Raw genomic sequence first — 16,883 nt, forward strand, 5'->3', positions numbered from 1 at the left:
AGCAGGCCGATGAAGATCGCCACCTTCAACGTCAACAACATCAACGGCCGGCTGCCAAACCTGCTCGCATGGCTGGCCGCCGCCAAACCCGACATCGCCTGCCTGCAGGAGCTCAAGGCCAGGCAGACGCAGTTTCCGCGCACCGCGCTTGCGGCGGCCGGCTACGGGGCGGTGTGGGTCGGGCAGCCGACCTGGAACGGCGTCGCCATCCTTTCGCGTGGCTCGGAGCCGGTGCTGACCCGCGAGGCGCTGCCCGGCGACGACGGCGACCAGCAGGCGCGCTACATCGAAGCGGCGGTCAACGGCATCCTCGTCGCCTGCCTCTACGCGCCGAACGGCAATCCGCAGCCCGGCCCGAAATTCCAGTACAAGCTGGCCTGGCACGAAAGGCTGGAGACGCATGCGGCGCAGTTGCTCGACACCGGCCTGCCGGTGGTGCTGGCCGGCGACTACAACATCGTGCCCGAGCCGCGCGACATCTACCCGACCCGCTCCTATGACGACAACGCGCTGGTGCAGCCGGAAAGCCGGGCATCGTTCCAGCGGCTGCTCGACCAGGGCTGGCTTGATGCGCTGCGCAAGAAGCACCCGACGGAGACGCTCTACACATTCTGGGACTATCGCCGCAATCGCTGGCCGCGCGATGCCGGCCTGCGGCTCGACCATATCTTGCTCAGCAAGAAGCTGTCGCGCCGGCTGGTAGCGGCGGGCATCGACCGCGACGTGCGCGGCGAGGTCGGCGCCAGCGACCACGCGCCGGTCTGGCTGGAGTTGAAGTGAGGCACGAAAGCTGGCGCCGCCTTTCCGGGCGGCAACCAGTCAGGTTGGCCGCGCCGCTTCGCGGGCGAACGCCTCGATCAAAGGGGCGTATCCCTCAAGGTCGGGCTGAGTAGCGAAACTGTAGGTAGCGGCGGTCGAAGCCCAGGGCAGCTTTTCCGAAGTGAAGACTTCGACGAAGGGCACATACCAATGGTGCTCGTCCAGCATGGTCGCGCGCACGTTGACAAGGAAATCCAGGCCATGCGGACGCGTGAACATCCAGTTCTTGCAGTGCGGGCAATAGAGCTGCCGGTGCGGGCCGTGCAGGCCGCCGACCACCGGCTCGCCTTGCGTTATGGCGAAACCGTCGCTGGGCACGGCGATGGTCAGGGAATACGCGCTGGCGCTCAGCTTCTGGCAGCCGGTGCAGTGACACGCCGTCGTCAGCAAGGGCGGCGCGCTGATGCGAAAGCGTATTCCACCGCACAAGCAACCGCCGTCCCAAGGTAGCTTCCAATCGTCCATCGCTGGCCTCGCCTTAGCCTCTGCCAGCGATCTAGCGCGCGACCGCCAAGCTGCAATCTCACCCTTGAGGGTCCCAGAAGGGAGGAGATCGGCAGCTTCACGTCCTTCCCCCAGGAATCGTGAACACCACGTCGGCGCGGCCGTAGCCGCCATCGGCGACCTCCTCGATCAGCACCATCGTGTAGGGGCGCATGCCTTCGCCGAACATCTCGACGAACAGGGCTGTGGTCTTGTGGACGAGGTCCTCCTTCTGTCCGGCGGACAGCGCGCGCTCAGGCACCTTGAAATTTGCAAACGGCATGATGTCGATTTCCTGTTGATTGTTGGAGGTAAAGTCAGACCGTGCCGCCATTGGCGCGCAGCACCTGGCCGTTGACCCAGCCGCTGTCCGGTCCGGCGAGGAACGACACCACGCCGGCGATGTCGGCGGGCTGGCCGAGCCGCCCGAGCGGGATCATCCTGGTGATCGTTTCGACCAGTGCCTCGGACTTGCCGCCGAGGAACAGTTCGGTGGCCACCGGCCCCGGCGCCACGACATTGACGGTGATGCCGCGCGGCCCGAGTTCCTTGGCCAGCACATGGGTCATCGCCTCGACGCCGGCCTTGGTGGCAGCGTAGACACCGTAGGTCGGCTGGTAGAGCCCGACCACGCTGGACGAGAAGCTGATGATGCGGCCGCCCTCGCGCAGCCGCCTTGCGGCCTCGCGCATGCCGCGGAAGACGCCGCCGAGGTTCACCGCGACCTGTTGCTCGAAACCGGCGTCGTCCGTCTGCGCGATCGGCGCGAGCTTCATGATGCCGGCATTGTTGACCAGCACGTCGAGGCCGCCAAAGGCCTGCTCGGCTGCGTCGAACAGATGCGCGACCCCCTTGGGATCACCGACATCGGCTTGAACTGCGATCGCCGTGCCGCCTGCCGCCTCGATCTCGCGCACCACGCCTTCGGCGGCTTCTGCGCCTCTGGCATAGTTGATGACGACCGAAAAGCCGTCGCGCGCCAGCCGCCTGGCAATTTCGGCACCGATGCCCTTCGAGGCGCCGGTTACCAGTGCCACCTTTCCATTCCGCGTAATCATGTCAGCTCTCCAAAATTTTTGTCGACTGAAAATAGGTGATAAATCTTGCGGGATAATCGCCCGGGACTTGCCAACACCATTCGGATATGGCGAACAATGGCGATGGACAGTCTCGACCGGATGCGCCTGCTTGCCCGTGTGATCGAGCGCGGCAGCTTCACTGCGGCGGCCGCCGATCTGTCGATGTCGCGATCGACCGCCACCGAGGCGATCAAGGGCCTGGAGGCGCGGCTGGGGGTCAGGCTGCTCGAACGCACCACGCGCCATGTCACGCCGACGTTGGACGGCCAGGCCTATTACCAGCGCTGCCTCGCCATCCTTGCCGATGTCGAGGATGCCGAGGCAGGCTTTCAATCGGCGCAGCCGCAGGGCCTTTTGAGGATCGACGTGCATGGCTTCATGGCCCGCCATTTCATCCTGCCGCGGCTCTCCGAGTTCCTTGACCGCTATCCCGGGATCGACCTGCATATCGGCGACGGCGACCGGCTGGTCGATCTGGTGCGCGAGGGCATCGACTGCGTGCTGCGTTCCGGCGAACAGGCCGACAGCGGCATGATCGTGCGGCGGGTGGCAACATTGCGCGAAGTCACCTGCGCCAGCCCCGCCTATCTCGAAAAGCACGGCATGCCGGCAACCCCCGACGATCTCGAAGGCCATCTGATGGTCGGCTTCCGCTCGTCGCGGACCGGCGAGGTCATGCCGCTCGAATTCACCGTTGGCGGCGCGTTGCGCTATGTCAGCCTGCCCAACCGGGTGACGGTCAACGGCTCCGACACGATGGCGGAGCTGGCGCGTCTCGGCTTCGGCCTGGTGCAGGCGCCGCATTACCGCTTCGCCGGGGATTTCGCACGCGGCACGCTTGTCGAAGTGCTGCCGGAGTACCCGCCGTCGCCGACACCGCTGTCGGCGCTCTACCCGCAGAACCGCCAGCTCGCGCCGCGGGTACGCGTGTTCATCGACTGGGTGACCGGGATTTTTGGCGAGGATGGGACATCGGGCCGGGTGTGAAATGCACCGGGGCCGCCGGGCTACTTTGCGAAGGGCCGCGATACTTCACGCCCCCCTCTGTCCTGCCGGACATCTCCCCCACGAGGGGGGAGATCGGCGGCTTCAACGGCGGCGCCGAGCATCCTTGACCCACCTACCACCCACGCTATGCTCGCATCCATGTCAGGGACCAGCCCCGCGGCCACCGCACCGCTCATCGTGATCGACCTTCAGACCGGCATGTTCGACGGCGTTGCCGAGCCGCCGATCCATGATGCCGACGGCATGGTTGCCCGGACCCGCGCGCTGATCGAATGGGCACGGCGCAGCGGGCGCAAGGTCGCTTTCATCAGGCACGACGGCCCGCAGGGCGATCCTCTGGCGCCGGGTGAGCCGGGCTGGCCGGTGTGGCCGGCGCTTGGCCAGGCCGAGGACGAGCCGACTTTCGCCAAGCGTGTCGGCGATGCGTTCAGCAATGCAGCCCTTGCAGAATGGGTGGCCGGGCAGGGCGCCGGCGAGGTCGTTCTCATCGGCGCGCAGACCGATTTCTGCGTGGCGGCCACGGTGAAGGGCGCCTTTGCAGCGGGCCTGGGCGTCACGGTGGTTTCCGACGCCCACAGCACGCTCGACGCCGCCAGCGAGACGGCCGCGGAGATCATCGCCCGGCACAATGCGGCATTTGCCGCCACCGGGGTTAAACTGGTGACGACAAAAGCCCTGACCGATAGCTGATCCGCCGGCTCATCCCTACGCCGTCAAAGCCTGATCCAGCCGGGAAGAAACTGGCGGGTTCAGACAATTTGGCGCGGGGCACCTCACCACTTGCGGGCTTCCGCAAGCGCGGCCTATCGCGTATTGGCGCGGGAACGCTCCTTTGGCCTTTCCCGGAAAACCATGATTCGTCTCGAAAGCATCAGCAAGCAGAACGGCAGGCAGATCGTCTTCATCGAAGCTTCGGCCGCCTTGCAGAAAGGCGAGAAGGTCGGGCTGGTCGGTCCCAACGGCGCCGGCAAGACGACGCTGTTTCGCATGATCGACGGCGAGGAGCAGCCTGACGAAGGCCAGGTCTCGGTCGATCGCGGCGTCACCATCGGCTATTTCAGCCAGGATGTCGGCGACATGTCCGGCCGCAGCGCCGTCGCCGAAGTGATGGACGGCGCCGGGCCGGTGAGCGAAGTGGCGGCCGAGATGCGCGAGCTCGAGCACGCCATGGGCGACCCTGACCAGGCCGACCAAATGGACGAGATCATCGCCCGTTACGGCGAGGCGCAGCATCGTTTCGAGGAGCTCGACGGCTATGCGCTGGATGGGCGCGCCCGCGAAGTGCTGGACGGGCTCGGCTTCAGCCAGGAGATGATGGACGGCGATGTCGGCAAGCTGTCCGGCGGCTGGAAAATGCGCGTGGCGCTGGCCAGGATCCTTTTGATGCGGCCCGACGCCATGCTGCTCGACGAGCCGAGCAACCATCTCGACCTCGAAAGTCTGATCTGGCTGGAGCAGTTCCTGAAGAACTATGACGGCGCGCTGCTGATGACCTCGCACGACCGCGAGTTCATGAACCGCATCGTCAACAAGGTGGTCGAGATCGACGGCGGCTCGCTGACCGCTTACTCCGGCAACTACGAATTCTACCAGCAGCAGCGGGCGATTGCCGACCGGCAGCAGCAGGCGCAGTTCGAGCGCCAGCAGGCGATGCTGGCCAAGGAGATCGCCTTCATCGAGCGCTTCAAGGCGCGGGCGTCACATGCCGCCCAGGTGCAGAGCCGGGTGAAGAAGCTGGACAAGATCGACCGTGTCGAGCCGCCCAAGCGCCGCCAGAAAGTGTCGTTCGACTTCCAGCCGGCGCCGCGCTGCGGCGAGGACGTGGTGACGCTGAAGAACATCCACAAAAGCTATGGCAGCCGCTCGATCTACGAGGGGCTGGATTTTCAGGTGCGTCGCCGCGAGCGCTGGTGCGTGATGGGCATCAACGGCGCCGGCAAGTCGACGCTGCTGAAGCTGGTGGCTGGCGCTTCCGAGCCGGATAATGGCACGGTGGCGCGCGGCCCGAGCGTCAAGATGGGCTATTTCGCCCAGCACGCCATGGAAGTGCTGGAGGGCGAGCGCACCGTGTTCCAGACGCTGGAAGACGCGTTTCCGCAGGCCGGCCAGGCGCCGCTCAGGGCGCTGGCCGGCTGCTTCGGCTTTTCCGGCGACGAGATCGAGAAGAAATGCCGCGTGCTGTCGGGCGGCGAGAAGGCGCGGCTGGTGATGGCACTGATGCTGTTCGATCCGCCCAATTTGCTGGTGCTGGACGAGCCGACCAACCACCTCGACATCGCCACCAAGGAGATGCTGGTCACGGCACTGTCGCAGTACGAGGGGACCATGCTGTTCGTCTCGCATGACCGGCATTTCCTGGCGGCGCTGTCGAACCGGGTGCTGGAACTGACGCCCGAGGGGATTCATACCTATGGCGGCGGCTATACGGAGTATGTCGAGCGCACCGGGCAGGAGGCGCCGGGGTTGAGGAGCTGAGGCGCGGACCCAGCTCTGCCGCTCGATTCCTGAGGCTAAGCACGAGCTGTTCAGCCGTGTATCGCAATTTCGCGCAGCGGATCGCCGCCGTCGATGAACAGCCGGCCTTGCGCGGTCAACACAGCGCCGAGCCGTTGCAGGGCGATTTTTCCCGCTTCGGAATGACGACCGTCCAGCGCGCCGACGCGCACCGCAACGGCAATGTCGAAGCGCTTCTCGTCGGCCTCCAACTCGAAATCTTCGATCGCGACCTGGCGAAGACTCAACCGGCCTGCCGCAATCTCGGCGCGCGAGGCGGCTCCGGCCTGTGCGATGGCCTTGGCGGAGCGATCGATCGCCAGCACATGCCCGCCGCCGATCCGGCGCGCGATCTCGCGCGCCGCAGCACCTGGTCCGCAGCCGATCTCCAGCACGCGCATGCCCGGCCGCAAAGGCAGCGCGTTGATGATCGCCAAAAGCCTTGGCGACAAGTCGTTCGCCATTCCCTGTTCTCCAGCTTTTTCGCGATCCGAGATTAGCGACCGCGGCCGGCGACGGGAAGAGACGCGGACATCGCCGATGCATTCACCCAGCTGCCGGGTCGAGGAGGGACATGATCAACATCGAAGAGAACTGGTCGGTCGCCTCAATTGCGGCGGCCGAGCGGCCCGGCGTCGTTGACCTGAGGGGTAGGGAGGGACTGGCGCCGAGCCTAACCGGTGGGGGGTAGATTACCGGCCGTTTATGTGTATACGCTCAAGCTAATATAAGAGCAAGCTAATGTTATGCGTCAGCGGGCGGGACGTTGGTTTCTGATCAGTGGACGGCCGCCGCCTCCTGGCCGCGCACTCCAACCGGCCCAACACCGCTTATTGCCTTCAAGTCGTGGCTCCAATGCTGTACCCAGCCCGAATTCAAGGAGCCTCCATGACCTCACATCCCGACATCCCCGACGCCAGCATGGCCGTCGATGCGGCCGGCATGACAGCCGATGACGAGCGTGCCGACGAGGCGGATGCCGCATGGCAGGACGATGTTCGCGAGGGCGTGCGGCACATAGGCGATCTGGATTCCCTGCCGCTGTCGCCTGCCGAGCGCGCGGCGGCCGAAGCCGCGGCCATGCGTCACAAGGTTCGCATTCCCAAGGCCTATCTCGACCTGATCGACTGGAGCGACCCGGCCGATCCGATACGGCTTCAGGTCATCCCGTCGCCCAATGAACTGACGGAGCAGGAGGGCGAGCTCGACGATCCGATCGCCGACCACGCCTTCAGTCCGGTGCCGAGATTGACGCATCGCCATGCCGACCGGGTTCTGCTGTTCCCGACCTATCAATGCGCGGTCTATTGCCGGTTCTGCTTTCGCAAGGAGTCGCTGACCTCGATCGGCCGGGGTTTTTCGCGCGAGGCGCTGGAGCCGGCGTTCGCCTACATCGAGTCCCATCCGGAAATCCGCGAGGTGATTCTGACCGGCGGCGATCCGCTCTCCCTGCCGGACAAGGCGCTGACCGAAATCCGCGCCCGCGTCGAGGCGATCCAGCATGTGCGGCTGTTGCGCATCCACACCCGCGTGCCCGTGGCGCTGCCCTCGCGCGTCACCGGCGGGCTGGTTCAAGCCTTGCAGGGCCGGCTGATGGTCACGGTCGTCACCCATTTCAACCATCCGCGCGAGATCACCGAGGCGACCGAGCGGGCCTGCCGTACTTTAAGGCAGGGCGGCTTCGTGCTGCTGAACCAGAGCGTTCTGCTGAAAGGCGTGAACGACACGGTCGAGGTGCTGGAAGAGCTGTGCCGCGAGCTGATGTACCGCCTTGGCGTCAAACCCTATTACCTGCACCACGGCGATCTCGCGCGCGGCATGGCGCACCGGCGCACCACGATCGCCGAGGGCCAGGCGCTGGTCAGCGCCTTGCGTGCGCGCCTGTCGGGCATCTGCAACCCCGTCTATGTGCTGGACCTGCCGGACGGCGGAGGGAAACTGCCGCTCGGCCGGTCCTATCTCGAGGCGCGGGACGGGGAGACGTGGCAGATACGTGGGCTTGATGGGGTTGTGAGGGCGTACAGGGAGGTTGCTGGGGAGTAGGGGACGCGCAGCCACCGAACCGTCGAGGTCGCGTTCAGCTTATGTAGTAATGTCCCATATAGATATCATGGTCTAGACAGGACATGTTCGGTTCTGGGAATGTGCATTGGACGTTCCGCTAGTTTAGTCAACTAATATATATCGCCCAACTCATATCGTCGGTTTTGGGCTAGCGGGAAAACCTGCCTCCTGCTTGTACGACGGTGCCTGAGGCCACACTTTACAACCGGCTGGCAAAGCTCCCTTTTGTTGATGTCAGCCTAAATCCGGCTGGTGTTTCGATGCGGCGTTGAGGCTATAAAGCCGTTCAACCGGGCGGCCTTGAGATGCATTTCGGTCGGTCGAGAGGGGGTATGGTGATCGACGGAACGCCAAACGTGATTCTGCTGATCGGCAGCGCCCCCGATGTGGTGCGCTGCGCGGCCTGGCCCAAGCAGGCCTTCGGCAAGATCGTCGCCATCAACAATGCCTGGCGCGTGCGCCCCGACTGGGATTTCCTCGTCCATGCCGGCGATTTCCCGGCGGAGCGGATGCCGCAAGGCGATCCCCTGCAGCAGGCGCAGATCTTCAGCGCCTCGCATTACGTTCCGGCGCAAAACAGCTTTGGCGGCTTCGTCTATGCCGGCGGCACCATGTCGATGACGGCGGCCTACTGGACGATCCACAGCCAGAAGCCCGACGTGCTGGCATTCCTTGGCTGCGACATGATCTACGACCAGCCCGGCAACACGCATTTTTACGGCGTCGGCCGCGCCGACCCTTTGCGCAACGACGTCACGCTGCGCAACCTCGAGGCGAAGTCGGCCCGCCTGCTCATCCATGCGCTCCGGCGCGGGTGCCTGTGCGTCAACCTATCCGACCTGCCGCGCAGCCGGCTGATCTTCCCGCGGCTGACGCTCGACGAACTCGATGCGCTTTCTTCCTCTCAGCTTTCGGAAATGAAGGCGGAGGTGCTTGCCGGCCTGCGGCTCGATCGCGCGGAGGAGGCCGACAGGATCGAGAAGGAACTCGGCTATTTCTTCGAGGACGGTATGTACTGGAAGCACCTCGACAAGCTCGACGAGAAATTCCTGGCCGATATCGACCGGCTGTGGATGGCGGCGGTGGAGGCGAGCCAGCCGAAGCTGCCAATCTCCCCCACGAGGGGGGAGATCGGCGCGTCGTCCGCTTAGCTTTTGGCCGCCTCGAGCTTGTCTTGCGTCTTCGTCTCGAAGTCGCTGGCGTCATGGCGCTCGTGCAGCTGCATCGAAGGCTGGCCGAAGGTGCGGTTGACCATGCGGCCGCGCTTGACCGCCGGCCGGGCGTCGATGGCGTCGGCCCAGCGCTGCACGTTCTTGTACTCTTCCACCTGCAGGAACTCGCCGGAATCATCATACATGCGGCCCTTGGCCAGCCCGCCATACCAGGGCCACACCGCGATGTCGGCAATCGTGTAGTCGCTGCCGCCTAAATACTCGCTTTCGGCCAGGCGCCGGTCAAGCACGTCCATCTGCCGCTTGGTCTCCATGGCGAAGCGGTCGATGGCATATTCGATCTTCATCGGCGCATAGGCATAGAAATGGCCGAAGCCGCCGCCGAGATAGGGCGCCGACCCCATCTGCCAGAACAGCCATGACAGGGTTTCGGCACGAGCCGGCTGCTCTGTCGGCAGGAATTCGCCGAATTTTTCGGCGAGATAGAGCAGGATCGAACCGGATTCGAAGATGCGGATCGGCTTTTCGCCGCTGCGGTCCATCATGGCCGGGATCTTGGAGTTGGGGTTGACCTTGACGAAGCCGCTGCCGAACTGGTCGCCGTCATTGATCCTGATCGGCCAGGCGTCGTATTCGGCGCCGCTGTGGCCGAGCGCCAGAAGCTCCTCCAGCATGATCGTCACCTTGACGCCGTTCGGCGTCGCCAGCGAATAAAGCTGCAGCGGATGCTTGCCGACCGGCAGTTCCTTGTCATGCGTCGGGCCGGCGATCGGCCGGTTGATGCTGGCGAAAGCGCCGCCATTTGGCTTGTTCCAGGTCCAGACTTTTGGCGGCGTATATTGGTCCGTTGTGTAGTCGTTCATGTCGGGAGGCCTTTGGATTGGAAGGATTGGGGATTGGAAGGATTGGGGAGGATCTCAGGGTATCAACTTGGGTGATGGAGGAGGAACTTTGCATAGGACAGCTTCGGATAGCCGTAGGTACAGATAGGGCGGCCGGCGCTGTTGCAAAACCCCGGCGCCAACGGCGAGGCGCCGGTCCACACCAAAGCCGGCGCCGCCTCTTGCGCCTGGTCACCTGCGCCATACCTATAGCCCATATCGGCCTGCGAACCTCATATCAGCCTGCGAACATTGCCAGGAACCAAAGCATGAATATCGAGCCCCTTTTGCGATCCATCGTGGCCGTCCGCGCCACCGTCCCCGAAGACGCCTTCACGGCAGACGCGCTGGGCACCCGCCGCGAAGGCAGCGGCGTGGTCATCCGCGGCGACGGCTTGGTGCTCACCATCGGCTATCTCATCACCGAGGCCGAGGAGGTCTGGCTGGCCGACCAGGACGGCCGCGTGGTGCCCGCCCATGCGCTTGCCTACGACCAGGAATCGGGCTTCGGCCTGGTGCAGGCGCTGGCGCCGCTCGGACTGCCCGCCATTGCGCTCGGTGATGCGTCCAGGGCGAAGATCGGCGATCCCGTCGTGCTCGCCGACGGCGTCGGCCGCTCGGTGCGGGCGCAGATCGTCACCAAACAGGAATTCGCCGGCTATTGGGAATATCTGCTCGACGAAGCGATCTTCACGGCGCCGGCCCACCCCTCATGGGGCGGCGCCGGCCTCATCGGCGCGGATGGCAGGCTGCTCGGCATCGGTTCGCTGCGCCTGCAGATGAGCCGCAACGGTGAGGTCGCCGACATCAACATGGTGGTGCCGATCGATCTGCTGCCGCCTATCCTCGACGATCTCCTGACGCGCGGCCAGGTCGCCAGGCCGCCGCGGCCGTGGCTCGGCGCCTTCTCGGCCGAGAGCGACGGCAAGGTCGTGGTGATGAGCGTCGCCGAGGGCGGCCCGGCCGCCCAGGCGGGCCTACGCCAGGGCGACGTCATCTCGGATGTCCGCGACGCGGCGGTCGACGGGCTCGCCGATTTTTATCGCAAGCTGTGGAAGAGCGGCCCGGCGGGCGCCGAGATCCCGATCCGCGTGCTGCGCGACGGCCGCGAAACCTGGCTGCGCGTCAAATCCGCCGATCGCAACAGCCTGCTGTGGAAGCCGCCGCTGCAGTGAGGCAACCGAAACCTCTCACGCTCCGCAAGCGCTGAAGCCAGTGCCTGGGGTCCACTCCGCGAACGGGATGACCTTGCCTTCGACCGATACGGTCGCGTGCCTGGTGGTGCCGTCCGCCAGCTTCTTGCTGCTTTTGCCCTTGCCGGTCAGCACATTGTAGTCGCAGTCGCCGGCAACATTGTCGTCCATGTAATCCCAATATTCGTAGGCGAAACCGGCGACGACGAACGTGCCGTTGCGCCAGGCGAGCGTCAGCGTCTTGTTGGTCCGCTCGCTGCCGATCTCCATCGCCGGGATATAGAGCTTGATCGAGCCGTTGGGGAGCGCGGTGAGTTCGGGCTCGGCGTCGGATGTGGCGGGGCCTGGCCGGTCGTAGTCCTTCCATTCCGCGTAAATCTGTTCATGCACGACCCCGGCAGGCCTGAGAAAATTGCCGTCGCGGTCCCTGAGGAACAAATGCAGGTCCATGGAATAGCCGGGCTCGGTCTCGACGATCATCGCCAGATCGGCGGCGCCATCGCCGTTCCAGTCGCCGGTCGCCGCCGTGATGATCTTCTGGGTCTCGATCGGCTCCGCCAGGGCGGCGGCCGGCAGCAACAGGACCAGACCGAATATTGTCGATCGCATGTAAATCCCCCGAGCTTGGGCAGGCCTGAGACGCACGCGATTCTCAGGAGGCCCGGCTCTGCCGCGTCTCGGAACGGCTCGTCTCGTTGAGCAGCCGGCAGAGCGAAACCGCTTCACGACGGCTCAGGCCGATCAGCGCGATCTGCGAAAATTGCGCCGGCAGATCGTGAACGATGTCCCACACCATCCATCGTCCGTTCGGCTCCAAGACACATTCGTAGCGCAATAGTTGTTCCTGCATCCGACCCCCCGGCTTTGCTCACCGGACTGGTACAGTGTCGAGGTAAATGAGTTGTTGCGCCGCGAGAGTATTCCACGGCTATCAAAACCAGGCGTTGAATCCCGCAGCGGCGAGCCTGACACACAGCAGGCCGCCCGGCGGGGCGGATCTCGACAAGGCGGCAGGGCAGGGACGCTTCTGGCGTGAGCGGCGCCGGCCGCCAACGTGGATCAGGCGTTGCGGCTCGCCATATGCGCGTCGAGCTTCCTCCTCGAGGGGCCGTAGCGCTTGATAATGGTCGCGGCCTCGCTTTGCGGTATGCCGTATTTGCGGGCAAACGCAGCGACCTCGTATGGCTCTTCGCCGGAGACCAGTTTGCGATCCTGCTTGGTCTTGGATTTGTCGTCGGCCATGGCGTCCTCCATCACATCTGGTCGTTATAGGGCTCCTTGGTCCGGCCGACCATCCTGGCCAGTTCGGCAAAGGACGGCACGCCGGTTTCGCCCTGGGCATTGTTGGCCGCCTGCAGCAGCCTGAGCGGAAAGCAGACGGCGTCGCGGTTGGACGGCGACATGTCTTCATAGAGACGCTCGTCGCTGGTCATCGCCGCCTCGGCCCGGCGCAACGCCATGTCGACTTCGTCGACCGATAACAGGCCCTTGTGGACCAGCGCGTTGTTGACGGCCGCGATTGCCATCATCAGTCCTTCGAGCTGGAGATTGGCGACGTTCATCGTCTTGCATCCTTGCCGGGCTTCTTGACGGTAGCCTTGCCGTCTGGACGGATCGCTGCGCGCGGCGGGTTCTGGCCCTCCGAATGCCGGGTCTTGTCGTCGAAATCGTCAGCCGGCCTGGTCAATCCCATGCCGCCGGGAGGTGGCTTGTTGCCGGCCGCATCCTGCGAGAATTCGTCGGCCGCGTCGGGGCTCGTCTTTGCCGGATATTTCCTCGCTCCGGTCTCGTAGCGGTTCTGGTCGTCGGCCATGTCCTGTGCTCCGGTTGCAATGAGCAGATAACTTTCATGCGACGGCAGCGGTTCCGTGGCGAAATCGACCTTGCCGGTGCCGCAGCCTTAGCAATCTGTCGGGTTTTCGTGCATTCTTGTGCATGCCAACGATGCTTCGCTCCGACGCGCCGGCAAAATGCTGCTCCTACTGCGGTGGGCGCGACCACAATTACGAGGATTGCCCGAAGCGCAAAAGCGATGCCGAACGGCAGAAGGACGCGTCAGGCAACGCCTACCAGCGCGGCGCTGCGCTGGAGTGGAAGTCCGCTAAAGCGGTTCCAGAAAAGTGTCGGCGGTTTTCCGTCCGGAACTGCGTCAAACAGACAAGCGGTTTTCAAAGCCAATCTCTATTGTCCGCCTAGCCTGGCGAGCTACCAATCGCTACCTTGCATAAACAGGTAGCATGTTATATACAGCCATTGAATTGGAAGTTACGCATGACCGACTCGATCCAGGTGCAGTTGCGAAAAGGCGCTCTCGAGTTGTGCGTCCTGGCCGTGCTGTCGCGGGGCGAAAGCTATGGCTACGAGATCGCCAGCACGCTGGTCGCCGCTGTGAACATGGGAGAAGGCACGATCTATCCGCTGATGCGGCGGATGCAGAATGACGGCCTCGTCGCCACCCGCATCGTCGAGTCGAGCAGCGGGCCGCCGCGCAAATATTACCGGCTCACGCCGCTCGGCCAGCAGGCTTTCGAAGCTCATCGCCGCGACTGGCGCTCGCTCGCGGGCGCAGTCGACAAACTTCTTGAGGATTTGCCATGACCAGGGATGCCTTCCTGCGAAAATTGAGACTGGGGCTCGCCGGCCTGCCAACTCAGGAGATCGAGGATATTATTGGCGACTACGCCGCCCATTTCGCCGATGCCTCGGGCCGCAGCGAAGCGGAGGTCGCGGCGGCCCTGGGTGACCCGGCCAGGCTTGCCCGCGAACTCCGCGCCGAAGCTGGGCTGCGCCGTTTTGAAACTCATTGGAGCGTGTCGAACATGTTGGCGGCGACGTTCGCGCTTGCCGGCCTTGCCTTCGTCGACATCGTCTTCCTGCTGCCGCTGCTCATCACCGCGGTCGTGCTTGCGCTCGGCCTTGGCATCACGCTTGTCGCCATCGGTGCGCTGGGCATCAAGATCATTCTGACCACGCTGCTGTTCGAGCCCGGCGGCACGCTCACGGCGATGCTTGGCCGCGTCTTCATCGGCGCCGGACTGGTGTGCGGGTTCCTCGGCGGCGGCGCCCTGCTGTTGCTGGGGTCGAGCGCCGGCATACAGGTCTTCGGGCGCTATGCCCGGATGCATTCCCGTCTGACCCACCCGGACCGCAACCAGGCTTGAGCGGTGCCAAGATCGCAATTTGTCATCACGTTGAAGGAAACGGACCATGACGGGAAAACTGGCATTCGTCGCAGCGGCGGGACTGGCCGGCGCCGCGCTCTTCCTGGCCGTCGGCATCGGGCTGGCCGGGCCGGACTGGATCAACGCCGGGGGTTCATGGATTGGCGGACAATCCACCTGCGGAGCAACCACATCGACCAGAAAAGAGGTCACGCTGCCGTTCCGCAACGACGGCAGTTTCACGATCGCTTTGCCGGCTTCAGTCCGTTATCAGCCGGGTGACAAGGCCGAGGCCGTCGTCAGCGGCGAGTCGACCCTGATCGACCATGTGCGGATGGAAGGCAGCAGGCTCACCTTGGATTGCGAACCGGGCTGGTTCGCGTCCCGGTTCGATGTCAGCGTGTCGGGGCCGGCAATTTCAGACTGGAAAGTGGTCGGCAGCGGCGACCTTGCCCTGTCGCAGATCAATCAGCCCGGGCTGCAGCTGAACATCCGCGGCAGCGGCAGCGTTACCGCAACCGGAACCGCCCAGACGGTCGATCTGGATATCCGCGGTTCGGGCACCGGCCGGCTCAGGAACCTTATCGCCCAATCCGCGCGGATCGAGATCCGCGGCAGCGGCGATGCGGAGATTACCGCACAAGCGTATGCGGACGTCACGATTTCCGGCAGCGGTGACGTCGACGTCTATGGGCACCCGACCATGCGGCGTTCGGAGGTCAGAGGCAGCGGCAGCATTACGCAGGTGCCGTAAAGCAATTTCGGCGTAGGGAATTGCCCTGGCCGGCCCGAACCACCCGGCCGGTCCGACCGGCCGGCGCGAACATCCTTCCATGTCCAGAGGATTGCAATGCCGCCACTATTGTGGGCAAAACCAGCACGGGCAATCAAGTTGGGGTGGGCAATGACCGATACGCAAGGCAATTCGGGCCGTCCGCAGGGCAAGCCGGGGACGGCGTCGATCGGTTCCGGCCTGATCGCCCTCGTCATCGTGGCGCTCGGCGTCTTTGCGCTCCTGGGATCCTGGTACACGATCGACCAGGGCGACCGCGGCGTGCTCTTGACCAACGGGGCGCTGAGCTCGGTCGTCGATCCCGGGCTGCATTTCAAGCTGCCATGGCTGCAGCGCGTCGAGAAGATCAGCCTGCGCCAGCAGGTGCTCAAATGGGGCTGCGAGAACCAGAACGATTGCAGCGGCCTGCCGGCCATGCAGGCCTATTCGCGCGACCAGCAGCCGGCGGACATGCGCGTCACCGTCAATTTCCACGTGCCGGCCGCCGAAGTCAGCAACGTCTACACCAATTACGGGTCGATCGAGGCACTGGCCGACCGTGTCATCGCCAGGAAAGCACCGCAGGAAATCAAGACGGTGTTCGGCCAGTACGACGCGGTGTCGGTGATCCAGAACCGGGCGAAGTTCAACAAGGACGTCGCCGAGGCCATTGCGGCGGTAACCGATGGCCCGGTGATGATCGACAGCGTGCAGGTCGAGAACATCGACTTCTCCGACGCCTACGAGCAGGCGGTCGAAGCCAGGATGACGGCGCAGGTCGAGGTGCAGAAGCAGGAACAAAACCTGCAGCAGGAAAAGATCAAGGCCGACATCGCCGTCACCCAGGCCAAGGGCCGCGCCGACAGCGTCAAGGCCGAAGCCGAAGCCAGCGCCTACAAGACCAGGATCGAAGGCGAGGCGACCGCGGAAGCCATCAAGGCCCGCGCCGCCGCAATCGCCAACAATCCGCTGCTGGTCGAACTGACCAAGGCGGAGAGATGGAACGGGGAATTGCCGAAGTCGATGATCCCGGGCTCAACCGTACCGTTCCTCGAACTCAGCTCGCCGGCCGCAGCATCGAACTGAGGCGCGGCATCGCGGCGCAACCAGGTCAGAGCGGCGGCGCGGTAGCCGTCCTGATGCGGTCACGGCTGAAGCACGGCGCCTCGGGCGCTTGCTTGCGTTTGCCCGAGAAAAGCCGTCAGCAGCTCCATTCCCGCCGGCCAGTCGCCGAGCCCGCTGTCGCCATTGATGTGGCCAAGCGGTCCGGCGATATGGAGATCGCTGCCCCAGCGCTCGGATTTTGCCCTGACATAATCCAGCGAGCCGTAGGGATCGTTGGTGCTGGCGACAATCAGCGAGGGAAAGCGAAGCCGTTGTTGCGGTGTCTCGGCGAAGGCGCGGGCGGAGGAGGGGAAGGCCGGCGACGCAGGGTCCGGAACCGCAACCAGCAACGCGCCGCCGACCTCGCGGGGCGAGATCCGCTGCCAGTGCGCGACCAGCAGGCAGCCGAGGCTATGGGCGACGAGCACCGGTGGTGTCCTTGCCAGGCCTACAGCGGCTTCCAGCGCAGCCACCCAGTCGTCGAAGTCCGGCGCGTCCCAACTCGCCGGGCTGAACCGCCGCATCGCCAGGTCCGCCTGTTGCCAACGTGTCTGCCAGTGGGCTTTGCCCGATCCGCCGATGCCCGGCACAATGATGAATTCGGTCATGCGAAGCCCTTCTCTCCTGATGCAACGCGCGCAATTCTAGGTCTTC

The 16,883-nt window shown here is 64.6% G+C and carries 22 protein-coding genes; 11 read left to right on the plus strand and 11 right to left on the minus strand.

The genetic code is table 11. From position 1 onward, the window contains the following. The first annotated feature begins 9 nt into the window (after positions 1–9). The gene (locus NKH63_RS00690) at positions 10–780 is read left to right on the plus strand and encodes an exodeoxyribonuclease III (RefSeq protein ID WP_023718117.1); all 771 of its coding nucleotides are present in this window, start codon (positions 10–12) and stop codon (positions 778–780) included. Positions 781–819: 39 nt separating this feature from the next. On the opposite strand, the gene NKH63_RS00695 is transcribed toward NKH63_RS00690, so the two are convergent. The 3 genes from NKH63_RS00695 to NKH63_RS00705 form a co-directional block, all read right to left on the minus strand. Further along, positions 820–1,284 (minus strand): GFA family protein, encoded by a 465-nt coding sequence (locus tag NKH63_RS00695; RefSeq protein ID WP_352481634.1) that lies wholly within the window; start codon positions 1,282–1,284, stop codon positions 820–822. 97 nt (positions 1,285–1,381) lie between these two features. Then, entirely contained in the window at positions 1,382–1,585 is a 204-nt protein-coding gene (locus NKH63_RS00700; protein ID WP_023718119.1) for a tautomerase family protein, read from the minus strand. 34 nt (positions 1,586–1,619) lie between these two features. Beyond that, the gene (locus NKH63_RS00705; protein ID WP_352481632.1) at positions 1,620–2,360 is read right to left on the minus strand and encodes an SDR family oxidoreductase; all 741 of its coding nucleotides are present in this window, start codon (positions 2,358–2,360) and stop codon (positions 1,620–1,622) included. 102 nt (positions 2,361–2,462) lie between these two features. On the opposite strand from NKH63_RS00705, the gene NKH63_RS00710 reads away from it, so the two are divergent. The 3 genes from NKH63_RS00710 to NKH63_RS00720 all read left to right on the plus strand — a co-directional run bounded on the left by NKH63_RS00710 (position 2,463) and on the right by NKH63_RS00720 (position 5,864). Continuing rightward, positions 2,463–3,368, plus strand: coding sequence for a LysR family transcriptional regulator (locus tag NKH63_RS00710; protein ID WP_352481710.1), 906 nt, complete (start codon positions 2,463–2,465; stop codon positions 3,366–3,368). Between the two features lie 159 nt (positions 3,369–3,527). Continuing rightward, positions 3,528–4,079, plus strand: coding sequence for an isochorismatase family protein (locus NKH63_RS00715; protein WP_352481631.1), 552 nt, complete (start codon positions 3,528–3,530; stop codon positions 4,077–4,079). A gap of 162 nt (positions 4,080–4,241) precedes the next feature. After that, entirely contained in the window at positions 4,242–5,864 is a 1,623-nt protein-coding gene (locus NKH63_RS00720; RefSeq protein ID WP_352917596.1) for an ABC-F family ATP-binding cassette domain-containing protein, read from the plus strand. A 50-nt stretch (positions 5,865–5,914) separates the two neighbouring features. Here the strand turns inward: NKH63_RS00720 and NKH63_RS00725 are convergent, their stop codons facing one another. Then, positions 5,915–6,346, minus strand: a complete 432-nt coding sequence (locus tag NKH63_RS00725; protein WP_352481630.1) for an SAM-dependent methyltransferase — start codon at positions 6,344–6,346, stop codon at positions 5,915–5,917. 424 nt (positions 6,347–6,770) lie between these two features. On the opposite strand from NKH63_RS00725, the gene NKH63_RS00730 reads away from it, so the two are divergent. Beyond that, entirely contained in the window at positions 6,771–7,925 is a 1,155-nt protein-coding gene (locus NKH63_RS00730) for a KamA family radical SAM protein (RefSeq protein ID WP_502896284.1), read from the plus strand. 353 nt (positions 7,926–8,278) lie between these two features. Continuing rightward, positions 8,279–9,097, plus strand: a complete 819-nt coding sequence (locus NKH63_RS00735; protein ID WP_352917597.1) for a hypothetical protein — start codon at positions 8,279–8,281, stop codon at positions 9,095–9,097. On the opposite strand, the gene yghU is transcribed toward NKH63_RS00735, so the two are convergent. Then, positions 9,094–9,981 carry a glutathione-dependent disulfide-bond oxidoreductase gene (gene yghU, locus NKH63_RS00740; RefSeq protein WP_352481627.1) on the minus strand — a complete coding sequence of 296 codons (888 nt, stop codon included), beginning with the start codon at positions 9,979–9,981 and terminating at the stop codon, positions 9,094–9,096. The two genes, NKH63_RS00735 and yghU, sit on opposite strands and share 4 nt — an antisense overlap. Positions 9,982–10,268: 287 nt before the next feature. Between yghU and NKH63_RS00745 the strand changes: the two genes are divergently transcribed. After that, positions 10,269–11,174: a S1C family serine protease gene (locus NKH63_RS00745; RefSeq protein WP_023718127.1), complete on the plus strand. Its 906-nt coding sequence runs from the start codon at positions 10,269–10,271 to the stop codon at positions 11,172–11,174. A gap of 15 nt (positions 11,175–11,189) precedes the next feature. On the opposite strand, the gene NKH63_RS00750 is transcribed toward NKH63_RS00745, so the two are convergent. The 5 genes from NKH63_RS00750 to NKH63_RS00770 form a co-directional block, all read right to left on the minus strand. Then, positions 11,190–11,801 (minus strand): hypothetical protein, encoded by a 612-nt coding sequence (locus tag NKH63_RS00750; protein ID WP_023718128.1) that lies wholly within the window; start codon positions 11,799–11,801, stop codon positions 11,190–11,192. Positions 11,802–11,844: 43 nt separating this feature from the next. Beyond that, positions 11,845–12,042, minus strand: coding sequence for a hypothetical protein (locus tag NKH63_RS00755; RefSeq protein ID WP_031193725.1), 198 nt, complete (start codon positions 12,040–12,042; stop codon positions 11,845–11,847). A gap of 209 nt (positions 12,043–12,251) precedes the next feature. After that, the gene (locus tag NKH63_RS00760) at positions 12,252–12,434 is read right to left on the minus strand and encodes a DUF3606 domain-containing protein (RefSeq protein ID WP_023675702.1); all 183 of its coding nucleotides are present in this window, start codon (positions 12,432–12,434) and stop codon (positions 12,252–12,254) included. 11 nt (positions 12,435–12,445) lie between these two features. Then, positions 12,446–12,754 carry a hypothetical protein gene (locus NKH63_RS00765; protein ID WP_023675703.1) on the minus strand — a complete coding sequence of 103 codons (309 nt, stop codon included), beginning with the start codon at positions 12,752–12,754 and terminating at the stop codon, positions 12,446–12,448. After that, on the minus strand, positions 12,751–13,005 hold the full coding sequence (locus NKH63_RS00770; RefSeq protein WP_023718130.1) for a hypothetical protein: 255 nt from the start codon (positions 13,003–13,005) through the stop codon (positions 12,751–12,753). The genes NKH63_RS00765 and NKH63_RS00770 overlap by 4 nt, the downstream gene beginning before the upstream one ends. Positions 13,006–13,463: 458 nt before the next feature. Between NKH63_RS00770 and NKH63_RS00775 the strand changes: the two genes are divergently transcribed. The 4 genes from NKH63_RS00775 to NKH63_RS00790 all read left to right on the plus strand — a co-directional run bounded on the left by NKH63_RS00775 (position 13,464) and on the right by NKH63_RS00790 (position 16,211). Next, entirely contained in the window at positions 13,464–13,790 is a 327-nt protein-coding gene (locus NKH63_RS00775) for a PadR family transcriptional regulator (protein ID WP_023718132.1), read from the plus strand. Continuing rightward, entirely contained in the window at positions 13,787–14,353 is a 567-nt protein-coding gene (locus tag NKH63_RS00780; RefSeq protein WP_023718133.1) for a DUF1700 domain-containing protein, read from the plus strand. The genes NKH63_RS00775 and NKH63_RS00780 overlap by 4 nt, the downstream gene beginning before the upstream one ends. A gap of 46 nt (positions 14,354–14,399) precedes the next feature. Next, complete coding sequence (locus NKH63_RS00785; protein ID WP_352481626.1) at positions 14,400–15,107, plus strand: GIN domain-containing protein; 708 nt, start codon at positions 14,400–14,402, stop codon at positions 15,105–15,107. Positions 15,108–15,257: 150 nt separating this feature from the next. Beyond that, positions 15,258–16,211, plus strand: a complete 954-nt coding sequence (locus NKH63_RS00790) for a prohibitin family protein (RefSeq protein ID WP_023718135.1) — start codon at positions 15,258–15,260, stop codon at positions 16,209–16,211. A 59-nt stretch (positions 16,212–16,270) separates the two neighbouring features. Here NKH63_RS00790 and NKH63_RS00795 read toward each other — a convergent pair whose 3' ends face one another. After that, positions 16,271–16,837: an RBBP9/YdeN family alpha/beta hydrolase gene (locus NKH63_RS00795; protein WP_352481625.1), complete on the minus strand. Its 567-nt coding sequence runs from the start codon at positions 16,835–16,837 to the stop codon at positions 16,271–16,273. Positions 16,838–16,883 lie beyond the last annotated feature (46 nt).

The organism is Mesorhizobium sp. M0960, assembly GCF_040319055.1.
Classification (GTDB): Bacteria; Pseudomonadota; Alphaproteobacteria; order Rhizobiales; family Rhizobiaceae; genus Mesorhizobium.